The 20,261-nt window shown below is 35.4% G+C and carries 20 protein-coding genes and 1 riboswitch; of the genes, 16 read left to right on the forward strand and 4 right to left on the reverse strand.

Annotated elements, in window-relative coordinates:
* Positions 1-4: 4 nt before the first annotated feature.
* Positions 5-478, reverse strand: coding sequence for a hypothetical protein (locus BC6307_RS09400; protein WP_066412650.1), 474 nt, complete (start codon positions 476-478; stop codon positions 5-7).
* 230 nt (positions 479-708) lie between these two features.
* Complete coding sequence (locus BC6307_RS09405) at positions 709-822, reverse strand: YjcZ family sporulation protein (protein ID WP_157076595.1); 114 nt, start codon at positions 820-822, stop codon at positions 709-711.
* Positions 823-1,045: 223 nt separating this feature from the next.
* Here BC6307_RS09405 and BC6307_RS09410 point away from each other — a divergent pair, with 223 nt between their 5' ends.
* Together BC6307_RS09410 and BC6307_RS09415 are read left to right on the forward strand one after the other, a co-directional pair.
* On the forward strand, positions 1,046-1,942 hold the full coding sequence (locus BC6307_RS09410; RefSeq protein WP_066412653.1) for a manganese catalase family protein: 897 nt from the start codon (positions 1,046-1,048) through the stop codon (positions 1,940-1,942).
* 262 nt (positions 1,943-2,204) lie between these two features.
* The gene (locus tag BC6307_RS09415; RefSeq protein ID WP_066412656.1) at positions 2,205-3,194 is read left to right on the forward strand and encodes a C40 family peptidase; all 990 of its coding nucleotides are present in this window, start codon (positions 2,205-2,207) and stop codon (positions 3,192-3,194) included.
* Between the two features lie 78 nt (positions 3,195-3,272).
* On the opposite strand, the gene BC6307_RS09420 is transcribed toward BC6307_RS09415, so the two are convergent.
* Complete coding sequence (locus BC6307_RS09420; RefSeq protein ID WP_066412660.1) at positions 3,273-3,458, reverse strand: DUF5370 family protein; 186 nt, start codon at positions 3,456-3,458, stop codon at positions 3,273-3,275.
* A 629-nt stretch (positions 3,459-4,087) separates the two neighbouring features.
* On the opposite strand from BC6307_RS09420, the gene BC6307_RS09425 reads away from it, so the two are divergent.
* The 13 genes from BC6307_RS09425 to thiT all read left to right on the forward strand — a co-directional run bounded on the left by BC6307_RS09425 (position 4,088) and on the right by thiT (position 17,231).
* The gene (locus tag BC6307_RS09425; protein ID WP_066412665.1) at positions 4,088-6,130 is read left to right on the forward strand and encodes a hypothetical protein; all 2,043 of its coding nucleotides are present in this window, start codon (positions 4,088-4,090) and stop codon (positions 6,128-6,130) included.
* Position 6,131: 1 nt separating this feature from the next.
* Entirely contained in the window at positions 6,132-6,758 is a 627-nt protein-coding gene (locus BC6307_RS09430; protein ID WP_066412666.1) for a class I SAM-dependent methyltransferase, read from the forward strand.
* Position 6,759: 1 nt separating this feature from the next.
* A complete protein-coding gene (locus tag BC6307_RS09435) occupies positions 6,760-7,023 on the forward strand; it encodes a hypothetical protein (protein ID WP_066412667.1) in 264 nt (87 codons plus the stop codon).
* A 132-nt stretch (positions 7,024-7,155) separates the two neighbouring features.
* Positions 7,156-7,680 (forward strand): RNA polymerase sigma factor, encoded by a 525-nt coding sequence (locus tag BC6307_RS09440; RefSeq protein ID WP_066412669.1) that lies wholly within the window; start codon positions 7,156-7,158, stop codon positions 7,678-7,680.
* Positions 7,664-8,902, forward strand: coding sequence for a hypothetical protein (locus BC6307_RS09445; protein ID WP_066412670.1), 1,239 nt, complete (start codon positions 7,664-7,666; stop codon positions 8,900-8,902). The genes BC6307_RS09440 and BC6307_RS09445 overlap by 17 nt, the downstream gene beginning before the upstream one ends.
* A gap of 115 nt (positions 8,903-9,017) precedes the next feature.
* Entirely contained in the window at positions 9,018-9,803 is a 786-nt protein-coding gene (locus BC6307_RS09450; protein WP_066412672.1) for an SDR family oxidoreductase, read from the forward strand.
* A 29-nt stretch (positions 9,804-9,832) separates the two neighbouring features.
* Entirely contained in the window at positions 9,833-10,450 is a 618-nt protein-coding gene (locus BC6307_RS09455; protein ID WP_066412674.1) for a hypothetical protein, read from the forward strand.
* An 87-nt stretch (positions 10,451-10,537) separates the two neighbouring features.
* Positions 10,538-10,975 carry a histidine utilization transcription antiterminator HutP gene (gene hutP, locus BC6307_RS09460; protein ID WP_066412675.1) on the forward strand — a complete coding sequence of 146 codons (438 nt, stop codon included), beginning with the start codon at positions 10,538-10,540 and terminating at the stop codon, positions 10,973-10,975.
* Positions 10,976-11,081: 106 nt separating this feature from the next.
* Complete coding sequence (gene hutH / locus BC6307_RS09465) at positions 11,082-12,575, forward strand: histidine ammonia-lyase (protein WP_066412678.1); 1,494 nt, start codon at positions 11,082-11,084, stop codon at positions 12,573-12,575.
* 9 nt (positions 12,576-12,584) lie between these two features.
* Positions 12,585-14,252, forward strand: coding sequence for a urocanate hydratase (hutU, locus tag BC6307_RS09470; protein WP_066412680.1), 1,668 nt, complete (start codon positions 12,585-12,587; stop codon positions 14,250-14,252).
* The gene (gene hutI, locus BC6307_RS09475; RefSeq protein ID WP_066412682.1) at positions 14,252-15,511 is read left to right on the forward strand and encodes an imidazolonepropionase; all 1,260 of its coding nucleotides are present in this window, start codon (positions 14,252-14,254) and stop codon (positions 15,509-15,511) included. Before hutU ends, hutI begins: the two co-directional genes overlap by 1 nt.
* Positions 15,501-16,463, forward strand: coding sequence for a formimidoylglutamase (gene hutG / locus BC6307_RS09480; protein ID WP_425319488.1), 963 nt, complete (start codon positions 15,501-15,503; stop codon positions 16,461-16,463). The genes hutI and hutG overlap by 11 nt, the downstream gene beginning before the upstream one ends.
* 65 nt (positions 16,464-16,528) lie before the next feature.
* Positions 16,529-16,630: riboswitch (TPP riboswitch) on the forward strand.
* Positions 16,631-16,694: 64 nt separating this feature from the next.
* Positions 16,695-17,231 carry an energy-coupled thiamine transporter ThiT gene (thiT, locus tag BC6307_RS09485; protein WP_066412684.1) on the forward strand — a complete coding sequence of 179 codons (537 nt, stop codon included), beginning with the start codon at positions 16,695-16,697 and terminating at the stop codon, positions 17,229-17,231.
* Positions 17,232-17,293: 62 nt separating this feature from the next.
* Here the strand turns inward: thiT and BC6307_RS09490 are convergent, their stop codons facing one another.
* Positions 17,294-18,166 (reverse strand): NAD(P)-dependent oxidoreductase, encoded by an 873-nt coding sequence (locus BC6307_RS09490; protein ID WP_066412686.1) that lies wholly within the window; start codon positions 18,164-18,166, stop codon positions 17,294-17,296.
* 218 nt (positions 18,167-18,384) lie between these two features.
* Between BC6307_RS09490 and BC6307_RS09495 the strand changes: the two genes are divergently transcribed.
* Positions 18,385-20,241, forward strand: a complete 1,857-nt coding sequence (locus tag BC6307_RS09495; protein WP_066412688.1) for an ATP-binding protein — start codon at positions 18,385-18,387, stop codon at positions 20,239-20,241.
* The last annotated feature ends 20 nt before the right edge of the window (positions 20,242-20,261 follow it).

Consider the following 20,261-nt stretch of genomic DNA (forward strand, 5'->3'; position numbering starts at 1 on the left):
CTACTTACGTTGGAATTTTGTTGCTTTTCTCTAAATATAGGAGCACTTCCCGAACTATAAGTCCTGCTACTACACCTGGAATAACAAATAGCATAGGCATAAAAATTGGCCCTATTAAATGACCATATAGCTTTGCTTTTCCAGATATCATTAGTCCAACAGTTACAAAATATGCGCAACTGACAAATGGTATAAAAGCATACCGACTCTTACCTCCACCTGCATCTTTAAAGGCGTCCCACATCGCAAAAAAGTATAAACAAGGATAGAACATGAGCCACAAATAATCAATGGATGTGTAGGCACTTTTTATTTCTCCGTTAAAACTTAACATAATAGCAGTATTAAAATTTGAAAATACGTTAATGATAAATTCCAAAATAATAAATGTAATACCTTTAACATATTTTCGATTAAGTAGTTGTCCAAAGCCGGGAAGTGCAATGCTCCATAATAATCGTTCTAAAGACTTATTCATCGGTACAACCTATATTAATGAATTCATACAAAATTGGTGAGTGTAAATTTATAGTTTTTTGAATCATTTTAGATTCCTCCGACTTGGCTTAACAGTTTATGTACTAATATATTGACCTAAACTAAAAAAAATATGTTTTATCGAGAAGAAAGTTTTGGGGTGGAAATTTTAAATAAAAAGAAAAAAGAAAGCTAAAGTGAATTTAGCTTTCTCTGTCCAAATGATATTTATCAATAGCCTAAAAAAGCAGCCCCGATAATTACAAGTAAAATAAACAAAATAATATAAAGTGTGAAACCTCCAGTGAAGCATCCTACTGAAGCTGTAGGTACACCTTTGCTCATGCAAAGCATCTCCTTTCATTACTGTCCCAAGAAAGTACTCATACTGGAACTTTAATTTATTTATACGATACATTATGATGAATTCACCTAAGTTGTATAGGCGAGTGCCTACACAAATAAGAAAAAGGAATAGGACATTCTTCCCTCAACATACAAAAGTAATAGTGTACATCATTATTATTATTATTATTATTATTATTATTATTGGAGGAGGAATGCCGTTTTGTATAAAAGATATAACCGACTACTTATCGAATTACCAAGACCGAAGAAGCCAGATCCAAACGGTGCAGCTGCCGTTCAAGAGTTGCTAGGTGGAAAATTCGGTGAGATGTCTACATTAAATAATTATATGTACCAATCAAATAATTTTCGTAATAAGCGTAAACTAAAACCGTTTTACGATTTAGTAGCTAGTATTACAGCGGAAGAGTTAGGTCATGTGGAGTTAGTAATAAATACTATCAACTTAATGATGGAAGGAACAACAAGACCAGCTCCGCCCGATGCTACACCTTTAGGAAATACGAAAGATTTCCGAAATTCTTATCATTATATAGTTAATGCACAAACAGCATTAGCGGGAGATTCGATGGGAAGACCTTGGACGGGTGATAACGTATTTAATAGTGGTAATTTAATTTTAGATTTACTTCATAATTTCTTCTTAGAATGTGGTGCTCGCACACATAAAATGAGAGTGTATGAAATGACGAGTAATCCAGTAGCAAGGGAAATGATCGGCTACTTATTAGTCCGTGGTGGGGTGCACGTAGTTGCTTATGCAAAGGCATTAGAAATAGCTACAGGTGTAGATATGACGAAAATGGTTCCAATACCGAATTTAGAAAACAAAGCGTTTGAAACAACTCGAAAGTTTGAAGCTCAAGGAGTTCATCGGAAGTTATATACATTTAGTGATAATGACTTTAAAGACATTTCGATGATTTGGAAAGGACGTCACCCTGAAGATGGAGGACCACTAGAAGTTATACAAGGAGCACCTCAAGGAGCTCCGGTCCCTGATTTTGAAGACCTACCGGAAGAATTTGCGCCAGGAATTTCAAGAGAAGATTTCTTAGAAATAGCAAAAAGACTGCAAAGAAATGCGGGTTTATAAGTTAAATAGTCAATCTTTATACTTAAAAAGGGTAGCAATGATTGCTAGCCTTTTTGAGTTGAAATGCAAACAATTCCTTTAAAATTATAACAATCGCATTATTTTTCTAACTATTATTAATTTATTCTCTTGGACGTTTATAGGACGCGGTTTCAACGTTATTACCAATTATTAGTACAGTATTTTTTTAATCTTTCATGCTAACATAGTTGTTGGAGTTAAGTGAACGAAAAAAACTTTCTATGTTAGGAGAATGCACAACATGAAAAAAACGATAATCGTAGGTACGTTAGCAGCAACTTTCCTTTTTTCAAATCAAGCTTTTGCTTCTGACTACACTGTTAAATCTGGTGATTCTCTTTGGAAAATAGCAAACGATCATTCTGTTACAATTAATCAGTTGCGAAATTGGAACCAATTAAATACTGACACAATTTTTCCAGGTCAAACGATAAAAACTTCTACAACAACAAACTCTACATCAACTAATAATTCTACAAAGCAATATACGATAAAGTCAGGTGACTCTCTATCTGTTATTGCACGTGATCATAATACGTCGGTCTCCAGTTTATTAAATTTAAACCCTTCTATACAAAGTGAACATCGTATTTTTGTTGGACAAGTAATACAAGTACCGGCAAATAATACAGCTACACCTACTAACACGGCTCGTCCTACTGGCACTACGTACACAATTAAAAGTGGTGATTCCTTAACTGTAGTCGCTAAAAATCACGGTGTTACGTATCAATCTTTATTAGCGGCAAATCCTAAAATAACTGATCCGAACCGAGTGTTTGTTGGACAAGTTATACAACTGCCATCTGGAACACAGCAAGCAACTGCAGTCTCTACACCAGTATCAACTTGGCAAGAAAAAGCGGATGTCATTATCAATAGCGGAAGAAAATATGTCGGGGCAACGTATTTATTCGGAGCGGCAACTACTAGAACGGATGCATTTGATTGTTCGTCCTTTACAGTAAGAGTATTTAGTGAAAATGGAATTACATTACCACGTACTTCTGGTCAACAAGCAAACGCTGGTACTGAAATTCCACTTTCTCAAATAAGAAAAGGGGACTTAGTATTCTTTGATACGACTGGAAATGGTGTCATTAACCACGTATCAATCGTAGTAGATTCTAACACGTTATTACATGCAGCTACCTCTACTGGTGTAGCATTTTCTAACTACAGTAACTACTGGAAACCACGCGCAGTGAAAGCAGTACGTGTCATTCAGTAATAAAAAAGGGCAGTCCTAAAAGTTAGTACAAACTGACTTTTAGGACTTTTTTTGTTGGTTATCCTAAGAATTTTTAGGTTACATTTTTTCTAAATATGCATCAATTACATTTTCAATTTGTTCTGAACTTGGCTGATTCCCTTCAAATTGAAAGGGAAGCTCGCTAATAAATTGTCCTTTTTTATATACATGAACAGCTCCTTTTTGTTGGACAACGCTGTACTCTGTTTCGAATACATAACCATCTCTCTCTGTTGCTCCCATTCAGTCTCCTCCTTCCTACTAAATCAAATTTTCATAAGTCAATGAGGGAAGTTATCTGTCACTTCCCTAACTTGTTAGTTGAACTTAATATAGTTTCAGCCAAAAGGCGGAGTATCTTTCATCGTGAAGTAGGAAATAAATGTAGTGTATTGGATGAAAGAAAACCATTCTTCCGTTCGTTTTAGTAAAGATGGAAAGATTCTATACTAATGATAAGAAGAAAATAAAGTTCATGGAAGGTGAAAATTATGCTATCCATTCTATTCGGTATTAAAAAGAAATCCCGTAAACGCGGGGGAGAAAATATAGATGAAGTAAAACGTGATATTTATTTAAAATTGCTTTACTTTTATCGACAATAAAATGAATGTAACGGCAAGTATTCTTATTTTAAGAAGCTTGCTTTTTTTTGATTATAGGAAAGTAAATTTTTATACTCATAGAATGTTAGATGCCATTATATAAAAATGTTTGCTTGTATAGTCGCATAAGAAAAACTAACGCAGCTCGCTTCGTTGCAACGACTCGCGAACATCGAGTTTTTCTAACAAATTTCTCCCAAAAAATAGTGAAAAATGATACAATATTTTTAAACAGTAAAAAAATTCCGATTAATAAGGGTGGCCTATATGCAGGAGGATTTACTTAATATAAATGAAATTTTAAATGGAAATAAAGAAAAATTTACATATTATGTGGAGCTTTACCAAGATCGTCTATATGCAATAGCATATCGAATGGTCAATGATAAAGAGGAAGCGAGAATATTAGTTGAAGGAAGTTTTCAATATGTGTATGAACAGCTTCCGACGTATAATGAAGAAGAAACGTTTACATCTTGGTTTTTCAAAATAACGATTCCACATTTATTTAATCGCATTACTTATAAAGGAAATAGGACAGAACATATTCCGTTTCATTCGTTAACTTTTCCAGAACAAAAAGTGTTGCTACTACATTTCGTTTTAGCAATGGATGAGAGCAATATAGCAACAGTTTTACATTTTTCGATTAGTGAGGTAGAAAGATATTTAACCGAAGCTAAAGAAAAGCTACGTGGAACGATTACAGCAAAAAGTCAAGCTGAGGATTGTATAAAAGTAGATAAGCTTTTTATGTTCTATAAACAGGATCTTTCTGACGAAGAAAATACAATCATCAAAGATCATTTAGAGTTTTGTCCAGCTTGCCGTGAAATATTAACTACATTCGAAAAGGAAGATAAACAACTAATTGAATTTCTGAATCAACCTTTCCTTCCTGATTCCTTCGCGGACGAAGTGGTAGAAGGGCTTAGTGCTTATACAAAAAACAATAAAAAAAGAAGATCTTGGAAATATCAAATTGTGACATCCACTATTTTGTTAGCTGTCGTCTTACTAGGAATGTTCGTCGTTCCGAAGCTTTCCCCTGTATATACGGCCGTATCAAACTATATTAAACATGGAGAAATGTACAATGTTTGGGATGAAGGGACGTATACGTTTACGGATAAAGAAATAACGTTAGAAATAACGGGGATAGATATAAGCCCTAGCAATATTGCCTTACATTACAAAGTAGAATCGGAAAAATCGTTTGGAACGTACGGTTATGATTCTATTATTGACATTTGGGATAACAGAATCGTTCAAATAAAAACAGGGGACCGAGTTCAATTTGTCGATATGGTTATGCCGATGTTTCATAGTACAACAGCAGAAAATGAAGATACACTTTATTTTTCTTTAAATCAATTAGGCGAAATACCAGATGAATTCGAAATATTATTAAATATTCGTAGAATTGCAGGATATCCTGGTTCGTGGGACATACAAATTCCTGTTAATTATGCAAAAGCAAATATAAACGTTGAAACTGTTGAAATAAATGAAACAATTACGTTGGATGATGTTGGCCAATTCGAAATTAAAAAGTTTGAAAGAACGGATATCGAAAGTAAACTAACAATGTTCGTGGCGCTATCGGAAGAAGAAAGAAAAAGGAAAACAGAGCAATTTAGAGAAATAGCTGGAATCGAAGCAGATATGTACTATTTAATGCCTCATCTCGAATTTGAAGTAGTAACGGAAAATGGTGATCCACTAGTAGGGTATTATAGCAATTATTTTGAGCCGCAATTTACCGAAGATGGATTTATATTTGAATTTGATTTTATGAATATATTAAGAGATAGAGAGAGTTTCGAAAAAATAGGAAACCTAGATCCGAAAGAACCTATATATTTTGAATTTATTTCAATTAACAAAATGGAACCTGCCCAAATTGACATACCTATAAAGCTAGAAGAAGGGATTTACGATGTTAATTTTAAATATGATGATATAGAGATTAATACAGTGGAAGTAATAATGGATAATAGTCAACATGTGGATTTTGTATACCCTAAAATATTGTTAAAAGGAAGCAAACCTTTAAAGACAGAATACTTTTTCCATTGGAATGCTGTTGATGAAGAGGATAATTACTTAGATAATTTTCATGTTGGTGGGTATGGCTATCATATGGAGGGAGATGAGGGCACGGAAATTGTTCAGGAACTTGAACTCTATCCAGACTTTTCAAAGGAACTACCAGAAACGTTTATTTTAAAAGCGACAGATGTAAGAAAATCCATTCAACCAACCGAACAAATAAGAATTCCGTTGTACAAGGGAGAAGTGGTGAATTGATATGTCTTATCAACAAATAAAAGAAAAACTGTCAAAAGCGTACAATGAAAAAGCGGTGGAGCGAGAAGTGAGTAAAATGGATGAATGGAAAGTTCAAGAAAGAGATATTTTTCTTTCTTTTCTAAACAATAGTGACAAATTGTTAGAAATCGGTGCTGGGACTGGAAAAGATGGGCTATTTTTTAAAGGGAGAGGACATGAGGTAACTTGCATTGATTTATCACCTGAAATGGTTAAAATTTGTAGTAATAAAGGGTTAGATGCATATGAAATGTCATTTGATGATTTGCGGTTTTCTGACCATTCATTTAGTGCGATTTGGGCGATGAATTGTCTACTACATGTTCCAAAAGAGGAATTAGTAAACGTTCTGAAAGAGATTAAAAGAGTACTAAAGCCTGGGGGTCACTTTTTTTGGGGTGTATACGGTGGACATGATTTTGAAGGGATATGGGAACACGATTCATATGAACCGAAACGATTTTTTTCCTTTTTCTCCGAAGAAAAGGTCAAACAATTAGGTGGTAACTATTTTGAGCTCGTTTCGTTTCGAACATTAACATCTGAACAAATAAATAATCCGGACTTGCAATTTCAAGCAATGGTTTGGAAAAAGGAAAGTTTTTAGAATGAAGTTGATCGCAAAAAGTATTATACTTTCCCTTCTTCTACATATCGTCCTAGTAATTAGTTTTGTTTGTTACGGCTTATGGCAAACTTGGAGCCATAAACCAGATTTATATAACAATCAAAATGTAACGATACTACAACAAGAAGTTGCCTTCGGATATACAGTTTCACCAATGTTTTTCATCATAACTTTTGTAGTTAGTACGTTGAGCTTCGTTTTCATAATAAAACTATCCAACCTAATAAAATTAAAACTTATTTAAATCGATGTAATTGTACATCGATTTTTCTTTTACTAATTAATTAATCCATTTCTCTTGTCGATCTTTTTTGTGTGACCGAACATTAATTTAAACCGTCTAAATAGTAACGAAAAAAAGAAAGGGGGATTTGTTTTGCTTGATGCTAAAAAAAGAGAAGTAGAAGAATGGTATACGCTATATAGCGAAAGCATATTCAAATATATTTTTATGATGACGCATGATTATCAGCAAGCAGAAGATTTAACACAAGAAACTTTTGTAAAAGTATTTGTTCATTATGATTCGTTTCACAGAAATTCAAGCCCGAAAACTTGGATCTATCGGATTGCTCATAATGTAACAGTTGATGCTCAGCGAAAAAAGAAGCCATTATTAAAAGTAAAAGAATTTTTTCAATCTGCAGATCCAAAACCGTTACCAGAAGAGGTTGTAACGATTCGTGAAAGTTCAGTAGAACTGTTTCAGTTATTACAAAAGTTAAAGTCAAATTATCGAGAAGTAATTGTTTTTAGAAAAGTAAAAGGACTTTCAACGAAAGAAACAGCTGAAATTTTACAATGGTCAGAAAGCAAAGTGAAAATGACACTAAACAGAGCATTAACTGCATTGGAAAAAGAAATGGAAAAGGAGGGTTATAAATATGAAAAATTTATTTAATGATCAAGACTTTCAACAACTAAATGAAGATATTAACTGGAATAAAAACCGCCAAGAATTAATTCGTCAAAACTTATTTCAAAAGGCACGTAAAATCGAGAAAAAAAGTAAAGCATATCATTATTTAATGGTGACAGCGAGCGTTACTTTGTTCTTCATAGCTGTTTTTATTGGGTCCCAATTTTTGTTTAACAAAGATAACGAACAAATTAATCCTCCGGTAGTTTCTGATGAACAAGAGCACCTAGAAGAAAAGGATAACAATGATCAAGAAGAAGTGGAAAATAATGAAGAAGAATTAAATGAAGAACTAGATGAAAGTACGGAAGATAGTAGTAAAGAAGAAGAACAAAACCAAAATGAAAATGAAATAGACAGCGTTGTTTATAAAGGGATATACGATGAAAGTAAGCAATATTTTTCAGTAGCAATGTCAGACGACAATGCGATGTACACTATACCAGTAACTATTCCTTCTATTAATTTAGAATCATTGGATAATCTAAATTTCCATGCAGATCCAATGCTAAAGGAATATTTACTAGAAAATTATCTTATCGTACCAGCACGAAGCGATATCCCACTACAAAGCTATCATTATGATGAAGAAAATAAACATGTATCACTATATTTTAATAAACAAGATCTAATTAATGTTCAAGGTTCTACCGGAATGATGTTAGCTGGATATGCTTTTCATGTATATGCGAGGCAAATAGTACCGGAAGCAGAATATTTTACGGTTTTCGAAGATGATAAGCCATTTATGGATAGTCACGGTGGCTCACACGAACATGTTACAATTGTTCGCAATAATGTTTACACACCAGTTAACACTGGAAAGCAAATATTTTTAAAGGAAGAAACTAATGTTTATGAAACAGTGGAGCAATATATTGAAAGTTTCCTTTCGCTCCATGATAGACCGGACTTACCTGAAGCTACCGTTGATTTAAGTATGTTTTCGTTATCATATACCGGCTATTCGGGTAACTCAATAGAAATTAAAATAACTGGAGAAGTGGGGAATATGACAGAGACGGAAAGAGCTAATTTACAGACTTTAATTTCGCACGGTATTGGTTTGACGATATTTCATTCGCCACATTATTTTTCAGAACGTGTTAATGAGGCAACAATTTTTTTAAATGATGAAGTTATTTTTGACGGGAGTTTAGATGCAATTCAAATAAACGTAATTGACGTTGATTTACAATCATAATTTTTTAGGAGGGCGGTCTATGAATAGATCGCCTAAATTATTTAAAGGAACTCTTCCATCTCATGTGCTAAAATAATAATATGGAAAATTAAATACATGATAGGGTGGGATAGAAATGGAACTTAATTTAGAAGGTAAGTCTGCTTTAGTTATTGCGTCAAGTCAAGGATTAGGAAGAGCGATTGCAACTTCATTTGTAAAAGAAGGAGTAAACGTAGTCCTTGCTAGCCGCAATGAAGAAAAATTAATAGAAACAATGGATGAACTAAAGGTTTTAAACAAAGGAAGCGTTACATACATAAAGACAGATATTACAAAAACAGAAGACATAAAAAAAGCGGTACAATACACAGTTGAACAGAATGGTACGATTGATATATTAATTAATAACGCAGGGGGACCACCCGCTGGAACGTTTGAGCAAATGGATGATGAACAGTGGCAAAATGCATTTGAATTAAATCTATTAAGCTATATTCGCTTAATTCGGGAAGCATTACCATACTTAAAGAATCAAGGTGGGAAAATTATTAATATTGCTTCTTCGTCCATCAAAGAACCTATTCAAGGATTAATTTTGTCTAACACTTTCCGTACAGGCATTGTCGGACTTTCAAAATCACTTGCAACTGAGCTTGCCCCTCACAATATTTTAATCAATACCGTTGCACTAGGGAGAATTGCGACAGATCGGGTAGCGCATTTAGATAGTGTTAGTGCAGAGCGACAAGGTATTTCAATAGAAGAAGTCGAGAAAAAAGCGAAAGCAAACATTCCTTTAGGCCGGTATGGACATCCTGATGAGTTTGCAAAAGTTGTAACTTTTTTAGCTTCTGATGCGAATAGTTACATGACGGGGAGTTCTTTCTTAGTTGATGGTGGTATGATTAAATCGATATAACTATATTAGAAAGTTGGTATTTTTTATAAATGAATGTTAAAAGACTTATAGCTATCATCTTTGGTGGATTACTTATCGGATTTTTACTAGGAGTTTTAAACGTCCAAGTAGATTATTGGATGTTCGTTTTTTTAGTGTTTATCGCGTTCTTATTATTTTCATATCGTGATGTACGTTATATGTTTTTATCAAGAGATGTTGAAAAAATAGAAAAATATTTACAAAAGAAGTCAGTAGAACCTTACTATGACTTTATCCTACAACTAGCAAATAAAGATATGAGTGAAGCTAAAAAAGCGTTAGAAAAATTAGAAGAGAAATGGAAGAAGAAAGAGCGAACAGCGGTCTTTCGAGCAAATTATTATTTATATATGAAAGATTGGAAGTTATTAAAAGAAGAAATAACGTTTATTCCACAAGAGGAATTTAAACATTATTTCCTGGCGGCGATAGCGATAGAAGAAAAAAATGAATCGAACTTTGTCCATTCCATTCAGCACATTCGTAAAGATTGGATGAAACTGTCCCTAGAAGCGGAAAAAGCAAAAAAAGCAAAAAATAAAGTACTTGCAGATCAAAAACAATTAGAGGCATTACGTGCAACAAAAGGGATTCAATATTATATTTTGTCCAAGTCATTTGACTAAGAGAGTCCTTGACAATAGAGCTTAGCTACCTTTAAACTGAAGGTAGTCATTAGTTATTAGAAAATTTATAACGTTTGGAGAAATGATATGGTACTTGCTGTTGATAAAAGAATTGGTAAACATGCCATTCTATTAGTACTTCAATCAGAAGCGGAAGAATCTATTTCATTACCACCACATTGGAAATATTGTACGGGTAAGGTAGGGGCAATGGATTCTCAGAAAGTCGTTTCCGCTATTGAAACGGCAGCAAAGAGAGAAGGTATTATCCGAACGAACGGATATAGAGAAACACATGCGTTATATCACGCAATAATGGATGCGTTAAGTGGTGTAACACGTGGTCAAGTACAGTTAGGGTCGTTAATGCGAACGGTTGGACTTCGCTTTGCAATTGTGCGTGGTAATCCATATGAGGAAATGGAAGAAGGAGATTGGATTGCCGTTGCGTTGTATGGAACAATTGGAGCGCCGGTTCGAGGATCAGAGCACGAAACGATAGGTTTAGGAATTAATCACATGTAAATATTGTTGCCCATAGATATTGATCATTAGGGGGCTGTACCTTTTACTAGTTTAAAAGGTATAGCCTCCTTTTGCTATTTTTAGGGCTATAAAGGGGTGGAGAACTTTGGTTACGTTAACTGGTAATCATCTGTCGTTAAAACAGTTAGACAACATACTATTTAAAAAAGAAAAGGTAAAAGCATGTACGGAAGCACTTTCTAGAGTTGCAGCTAGTAGAAAAAAAGTAGAACAAATAACTGAAGAAGGAAAAGTAGTGTACGGTATTACAACTGGATTTGGTAAGTTTAGTGATGTATTCATTCCAAGTGAACAAACGGAAGAATTACAACGTCATTTAATTCATTCTCATGCTTGTGGTGTAGGAGAACCATTTCATCCTGCTATAAGTAAAGCGATGGTAGTGTTACGAGCAAATGCACTATTAAAAGGCTACTCAGGAATACGCCCTTCAGTTATTGAGAGATTGTTATTTTATGTTAATGAAGACATAATACCGGTTGTTCCTCAACAAGGGTCACTTGGTGCAAGTGGAGATTTAGCCCCACTTTCTCATTTAGCTTTAACTCTTCTTGGGGAGGGTGAAGTGTATTATGAAGGTGAAAGAATAGCAACAGCAGTAGTTCTAAGTAAACTTGGAATAACTCCAATTGTTCTTGGAGCGAAAGAAGGATTAGCGCTTATAAATGGTACACAAGCAATGACAGCTGTCGGTGTTGTCGCGTACTTAGAGGCAGAAAAAATCGCCATGCAGGCAGAGAAAATCGCTTCCCTTACGATGGAAGGTTTAAATGGAATTATCGATGCATTTGACCCAGATGTTCATAGAGTAAGAGGATATCGTGAGCAGGAAGAAGTAGCTGCTAGAATGCTAGAACTATTAGAGGGCAGTCAATTAGTAACAAAGCAAGGTGAAAAGCGTGTCCAGGATGCGTATTCCTTGCGTTGTATTCCACAAGTTCACGGGGCTAGCTGGCAAGTTTTAAATTATGTAAAAGAAAAGCTAGAAATAGAAATAAATGCAGCAACAGATAATCCGTTAATATTTGAAGACAAAATTATATCTGGTGGAAATTTCCACGGGCAACCAATCGCACTAGCGATGGATTTTTTGAAAATAGGAGTGGCAGAATTAGCGAACATTTCCGAAAGACGAATTGAAAGACTCGTCAACCCACAATTAAATGACTTACCGCCTTTTTTAAGTCCAAAGCCTGGTTTGCAATCCGGGGCAATGATTATGCAATATTGTGCTGCATCACTAGTGTCGGAAAATAAAACGTTAGCGCATCCAGCGAGTGTCGATTCTATTCCGTCGTCAGCCAACCAAGAAGACCATGTTAGTATGGGAACGATTGCTGCAAGGCATGCGTATCAAATTATCCAAAATGTTCGACGGGTACTAGCAATTGAATATATTTGTGCATTACAAGCTGTAGAATATCGTGGCGTTGAATACGCATCTCCAAACATGCAAAAGTGGTATCAAAATGGGAGGAATATCGTACCTTCTATAACAGAAGACCGCATTTTTTCTAAAGATATAGAAGCATTAGCTCAATTGATGAAAGAAGAATGTGAAGAAACGATAAAAAATTGAAAAGGGGTTATGAAAATGGGAGAAAAAATAATTAGAGCACCACGTGGTACGGAGTTAAATACGAAGGGATGGATTCAAGAAGCTGCTTTAAGAATGCTAATGAATAATTTAGATCCAGAAGTGGCAGAAAATCCTAGTGATCTCGTTGTGTATGGGGGAATTGGAAAGGCAGCTCGAAACTGGGAAAGCTTTGAGAGTATTGTTTCTAGTTTAAAAGAATTAGAGGACGATGAAACGCTTTTAGTTCAATCTGGTAAGCCAGTTGCTATTTTTAAGAGTCATAAGGACGCACCGAAAGTGTTGATTGCCAACTCAAATTTAGTTCCAAAATGGGCCAATTGGGAGCATTTTCATGAGTTAGATAAAAAGGGGCTAATGATGTATGGCCAAATGACAGCTGGTAGCTGGATATATATTGGTACTCAAGGGATTCTACAAGGAACATATGAAACGTTTGCAGAAGCTGCGAAACAACATTTTAACAACACATTAAAAGGAACGGTTACACTAACAGCTGGACTTGGAGGAATGGGTGGAGCTCAACCGTTAGCAGTAACGATGAATGGTGGGGTAGTAATTGGTATTGACGTTGACGAAGAAAGAATTCAGCGTCGTATTGATACTAGATATTGTGATGTATTGCTTCATAGTTTAGATGAGGCGTTAGCAAAAGCAGAAGAGTACAAAAATCGTAGAGAACCCTTATCTATCGGTCTTGTTGGAAATGCAGCAGAAATTTTGCCACAGTTAGTGGAGAGAGGATTTACCCCAGACATTTTAACAGACCAAACGTCCGCCCATGACCCATTAAATGGTTACGTTCCGATTGGTTATTCACTTGTAGAAGCAAATAAGTTACGCTTGGAAAATCCGGAAGAATACGTTAAACAATCGAAGAAAAGCATGGCGATACATGTACAAGCGATGATTGATATGCAAAATAAAGGTGCAATTACGTTTGATTACGGAAATAACATTCGCCAAGTAGCCTTTGATGAAGGTGTACAGGACGCATTCCAATTCCCTGGCTTCGTACCAGCATACATTCGCCCACAATTTTGTGAAGGGAAGGGGCCATTCCGTTGGGTTGCACTATCAGGTGACCCAGAAGATATATATATAACGGACGAAGTTATTTTACGAGAGTTTTCTTATAATACACATTTATGTAATTGGATTAAAATGGCGCGAGAAAAAGTAGCATTTCAAGGCTTACCTTCACGTATTTGCTGGTTAGGCTATGGGGAGAGAGCCCGTTTTGGCAAAATAATTAATGATATGGTTGCAAGCGGAGAGTTAAAAGCTCCCATCGTAATCGGCCGTGATCATTTAGATTGTGGCTCCGTTGCATCTCCTAATCGGGAAACAGAAGGAATGTTAGATGGTAGTGATGCAGTGGCGGATTGGCCAATTTTAAATGCGTTAATTAATGGAGTGAATGGTGCTAGTTGGGTTTCTGTACACCATGGTGGTGGAGTAGGTATGGGGTATTCTCTTCATGCAGGGATGGTTATTGTCGCAGATGGTACAGATGATGCAGCGAAACGATTAGAGCGTGTTTTAACTTCTGACCCAGGAATGGGAGTCGTACGACATGTCGATGCAGGGTACTCAAAAGCGGTAGAGGTTGCTAAAGAACGTGGCGTTCATATTCCGATGTTGAAGGAGGATGTATAATGCTAGATTCTCTATTAATAAATTGTAGTCAGTTGTTAACGATGGATCACGGTCACGATCATCAAGTGCACGGGGAGGAAATGAGTAAGCTTCCCCTAATAGAAAATGGAGCGATTGGATGGAAAGATGGAGTCATTCAATTTGTTGGTACGACAGCAGAGGCTCTAAATTTGAAGAGTAAAAAAGTGATAGATTGTAGTGGAAAGCTAGTATCTCCAGGACTAGTTGACCCCCATACACATTTAGTTTTTGGAGGTTCAAGGGAACACGAAATGTCTTTAAAACAGCAAGGAGTACCATATTTAGAAATCTTACAGCAAGGTGGAGGAATTCTTTCAACTGTAGAAGCAACACGCAAAGCTAGTTTTGAGAATTTACTAGAAAAAGCTAGTTTTCATCTAGAAAGACTGATTAGTTATGGAATTACAACGGTAGAGGCAAAGAGTGGATACGGTTTAGATCTAGATACAGAGTTAAAGCAGCTACAAGTTGCGAAACAATTAGCGGAGGAATATGAAATAGACATCCCGAGAACATTTCTAGGGGCACATGCTATTCCAAACGAATATAAAGGAAAGTCAGAGGAGTTTTTACAGTTAATGAAACAAATGTTTCAGAAGCTAAAAGAAGAAGATTTAGCAGAATTTGTTGATATATTTTGTGAGGAAGCTGTATTCAACGTAGAGCAGTCAGCCCGATACTTAGCTTCTGCAAAAGAAGCTGGATTCAAATTGAAAATACATGCAGATGAAATTGTCTCTTTAGGAGGTACAGAGTTAGCAATCGAACTTGGAGCAATTTCAGCAGATCATTTAATTGCTGCATCTGATAGAGCTGTTAAAGAGTTAGGTAATTCTGAAGTAATAGCTGTCTTACTTCCTGGTACGACATTTTATTTAAATAAAGAAGGTTACGCTCGCGGAAGGGAAATGATTGATAACGGTACCGCGGTTGCACTAGCGACAGATTTTAATCCGGGTAGCTCTCCTACCGAAAACATTCAACTAATTATGAACTTAGCAATGCTAAAGTTAAAGCTCACGCCAGAAGAAATTTGGAATGCTGTCACGATTAATTCTGCACATGCTATTAATCGTGGGAGTAGTGCAGGCGCATTAAAAGTAGGACGTAAAGCAAATGTAGTTGTATGGAATGCGCCAAACTATTTATATGTTCCTTATCATTACGGGGTAAACCACACGAATACAGTTTATTTAAACGGAGAAGAAGTAGCGAAAGGTGGGGCCTATGTTGGATAAGGAAACGTTTATTCAAAAAGCTGGCAGTCCACTGTTTACAGATCGCTACTACAAAAAAGCAGCTTCTCTGTTACAGGAGTGGAATGGCATAGAGGAGATAAAAGGAACAGCCGTTATTGGTGTTCCTTTATCCAAGCCATCTATTAGTCATTCTGGGGCATGCTTCACTCCTGCTACTGTAAGAAAACTTTTTCACAACTATTCAACATATGCAGTAGAGACTAGAGAAGACCTGCAATCTAGTAAACTTACCGATTGTGGAGATGTGCTCATGCATGCAACAGATATAAAAGAAAGCTATCGCCGCATTGAACAAAGTATAGAGAAGCTAATTAGGGAAAATCCGTCCCTACACCCTATTTTTATAGGTGGGGATCATTCTATTACTTATTCGCTAGTAAAAGGAATGAGTAACGCAAAGGCCGGTACAATTGGTGTTATTCAATTTGATGCACATCATGACTTAAGAAATACGGAAGATGGTGGGCCAACTAATGGTACACCATTCAATAGGTTACTTTCGGATGAAGTCCTTCAAGGTGCCCACCTAGTACAAGTGGGGATTCGAAACTACTCTAATAGCGAATATTATCATCAATTTGCTCTTGAGAAAGGTATTCGTATTTCTACGATGAAAGATGTTCAAGAAAAAGGGATATTGTGTGTTATAGAAGAATCGCTGGAATATTTACAAGGCAAAGTGGATCATATTTACATCTCAGTTGACATGGATGTACTCGACCAAGCATACGCTCCAGGTTGTCCAGCATTAGGTCCCGGAGGCATGACTTCTCGTGAATTGTTAGAAGCTGTATATAAGGTAGCTCAACACGATAAAGTGTGTGGAATAGATATTGTAGAAATAGATCCAACAATCGATTTTCGGGATATGACGAGTCGTGTAGCGGTTCACGTTATGCTAGAGTATTTACGAGGAATCGATATTTCATAGTGTTCCAATTAAAATTTTCCCCTTTTGTTAAAATTATGTTACAATATTGATTGGAAAAGTAAATGAAAGTCCACTAGAGGTGCCGATAAGGCTGAGAGAGGTGAACACCTTAACTCTTGGAACCTGATCTAGTTTATACTAGCGTAGGGAAGTGGTTGTTATTTTATTCTAACCGTTTCTAAATGTTCCTTTAATCTAGCCTTCTAGTGGATACATGAAAGGGAGAGACAGATGGAAAGAGAACGTTTAGTCACAATGGTAGAAATATCTATGATGGCAGCACTTGCAGTTATTTTAAGCTATGTGAAATTTGGTGCGCTTTGGGCGTACGGTGGATCTATATCTTTAATTATGGTTCCAATCTTTGTTATTGCTTTTAGACGAGGTTGGAAAGCGGGGGTTGTAACCGGACTATTAGTAGGGGTTATTAATTGGTTAACAGGAGGTTATGTTGTTCATCCTGCGCAACTTATTCTAGATTACCCATTACCATTTGCACTGTTAGGATTCGCCGCTATTTTTGCCGTAAAAGGAGTAACTATTCGTACAATTGTAGTTGGTATGATATTTGGAACCGCATTACGTTTAATAAGTCATTTCCTTTCAGGAGTAATTTGGTTCGGTGAATATGCTCCAGATGGAATACCGGTTGTATTATATTCTATTATTTATAACTTGTCTTATTTAGTTCCAGAAATGCTTATTACAATAGCGATACTAGTAATTATATATAAATTTTATCCGAAGTTTTTTAAAGCAAACGCTTAAAACTTATAAAGCTGCTTCTATGCGAGGAAGCAGCTTTTTATTTTACTATTAATACATTAATATTACATTTCCCATAATTTATACAACGCTTGTGTACCGCTATTTTCTTCTCCTTTATTGGCAAGCTCTTCATACATATCGATAGCTAAAGAAAGCCCAGGCAGTTTTAACCCCATTGCTTCAGCCTCAGCTAAGGCAATCCCCATATCTTTAATAAAATGCTTCACATAAAAACCGGGTTCAAAATCACCTGCAAGTATTCTAGGTGCTAACTTACTAAGGGAAAAACTATTTGCAGCACCAGTCGTTATCGTTTCTAACACTTTCACAGGATCTAGCCCAGAGCTCTTTGCATATGCAAGTGATTCACATACTCCGATCATATTTGTGGCAATCGCAATTTGATTGCACATTTTCGTATGTTGTCCTGAGCCAGCCTCACCTTGTAATACGATATTTTTACCCATTCTTTCGAACAGAGGTAGGCATGTTTTATATGCATCTTTATCACCACCTACCATAATGGTAAGGCGAGCTTCTTTAGCACCAACGTCTCCACCTGATACAGGTGCATCTAAACTATAAATCCCTTTTTCTTTTGCTGCTGCATAAATCTTTTTTGCTAATGAAGGCGTTGATGTTGTCATATCAATGACGAAAGAACCTTGCTTTGCATTTTCTAATATTCCATCTTTTCCGAAATAAACTTCTTCAACATCTTTTGGGTAACCAACGATTGTAATCGTATATTTCGCATCAGCTACAGCTTCAGCTGGGGTAGAACACCATTTTGCTCCAGAGCTTATTAAATTTTCTGCTTTTTCTTTTGTTCTTGTGTACACGTTAACATGATAGCCAGCTCTTAATAAATGGCCAGCCATACTATTCCCCATTACCCCAGTACCTACGAAAGCAACAGTTTCTCTATTGTTCATGAACATTTCCCCCTTGTTATGTATACGTCATTACCATATATTTTATAGTAAAATATAAAAAATCCAAAGTATTTATTTCTGTAAATGAACAGGTGATATGCAAAAAAAAGACATGAATCTACATATTGATGAAAAAGTTTAGAAAAAATTCGGAATATATTGTATAATTAAAACCAAATTAAATATATTAATATATAAAATGATTAGGGGGGGAAGTTATGGGATATTACCATTCTCCTGTTCAATCTGAAATAGACCAATCTGATCCAGATAGTAATAACATAAGCTTATTTTTAGTAATTGACCAATTGGGAAAGATAAAATATTGCTCAACTTCTAGTGAGACATTATTAAACATGGACAATTCTAAATTAATTGGAAAACCTATTAGAGAACACATTCATCAAGAAGATCTATATTTAGTTGAAAATTTAGTTGAACAACCTACCAATTCTGCTTCTTTTTTAGTAAGGTTAAAAACTGCAGATGGATTTTTGTGTGGAAAAGCAAATATAGTTTCTGTTGGTTCCTCAGCTAACATAAATGAAAGAGAGTGGCTGTTCACTTTTTCACAAGTACCAGGTTGGTCACCTACTAATAATAAATTATATAGAGAAAAAGGGTATACTCGCTATGAGAGTAATGCATTGGGAGATAAACCACTGATTGAAAATTATGCTCATGACCTTATTGAAAAATTACCGAACGGTGTTTTAATTATTGTTGATGGTAAAGTGGAGTATATAAATTGGACTGGATGCCAACTATTAGGTATACATAATCGAATGCAAATTATCGAAAAAGATGTTTACCGGTTTATTGATCCAAAGTTTCATGATATTGTAGAGCATCGGCTAACTTCAGTTGCGCGTGGCAAAAATGTTGGTTTAATGGAACAACAATGGATTAGGGCTGATGGAAGTTTAATTGATTTTGACGTGATGTCGACACCGACGATGTTCCGTGGTAAAATAGCTTCATTTGTCGTATTAGTAAATATTGCACACCGAAAAAATTTTCAAAATATCCTCCAAAAAAGTCGAGAGAGGTTCCGAACATTAATACAAAATACGATTGATACAATTGGTATCATTTGTGAAGAAAAATGGGTGTTTATTAATGAGTCGGGGTTAAAAATGCTGGAAGCAAACAGTTATGGTGAAATTATTGGTAAAAGTATTTTTCACAATATTGCAGAAAATCATTTTAAAGATATTTGGAAACGTACAGTTAATAGTAGTAAGCATGAAAAGAAACATCCTTTATTTGAACAAGCATGGACGACTTTTCAGGATAAAAAGTTGTACACCGAAATGGTGGCTATCCCAACTACATATTTAGGTAAAAAAGCACTTCAAATTATTGTCCGTGATATTTCTGAGCGTAAAAAAGCAGAAGAATTAATGGTACAATCTGAAAAACTTTCGGTCGCAGGTCAATTAGCTGCAGGCATTGCACATGAAATTAGAAACCCGTTAACGGCTATAAAAGGATTTTTTAAGTTAATTGAATCTGGGAACTATCATACTTCTGATTATTATCAAATAATTAATGGAGAATTAAATAGAATTGAGTTAATATGTAGTGAGTTATTATTATTGGCGAAACCGCAAGCTGTTCAATTCCGTACAGTTTCAATTAGTGCATTACTTAAAGATGTGACGTTATTATTAGAAACACAAGCAATTATTAATGATGTTTGGTTTGAATTTGATTTTCAAATTGAAAAGGACTATGTAAAAGCGGACGGTAACCAATTGAAGCAAGTGTTTATTAACATTATTAAAAATGGTATTGAAGCGATGGAAAATGGTGGTACGTTATCGGTTAGAACAGCTGTACAAAATGGTTTTCTCTCTATCCTGATAAGTGATGAAGGACCTGGTATTTCTGAAAAAGTCTTAAGTAAGCTAGGGGAACCTTTTTTTACTACGAAAGAAAACGGAACGGGATTAGGACTAATGATTTCCTTTAATATTATTAAAAACCTTAATGGTTCCATTGAAATTGAAAACAAAAAAGATAAAAAGGGTACAACATTCAACATACAGCTTCCTTTGGAAGGGTACAACTAAGTTATACAGTAATAGGAGTG

This window comes from Sutcliffiella cohnii, assembly GCF_002250055.1.
Taxonomy (GTDB): Bacteria; Bacillota; Bacilli; order Bacillales; family Bacillaceae_I; genus Sutcliffiella; species Sutcliffiella cohnii.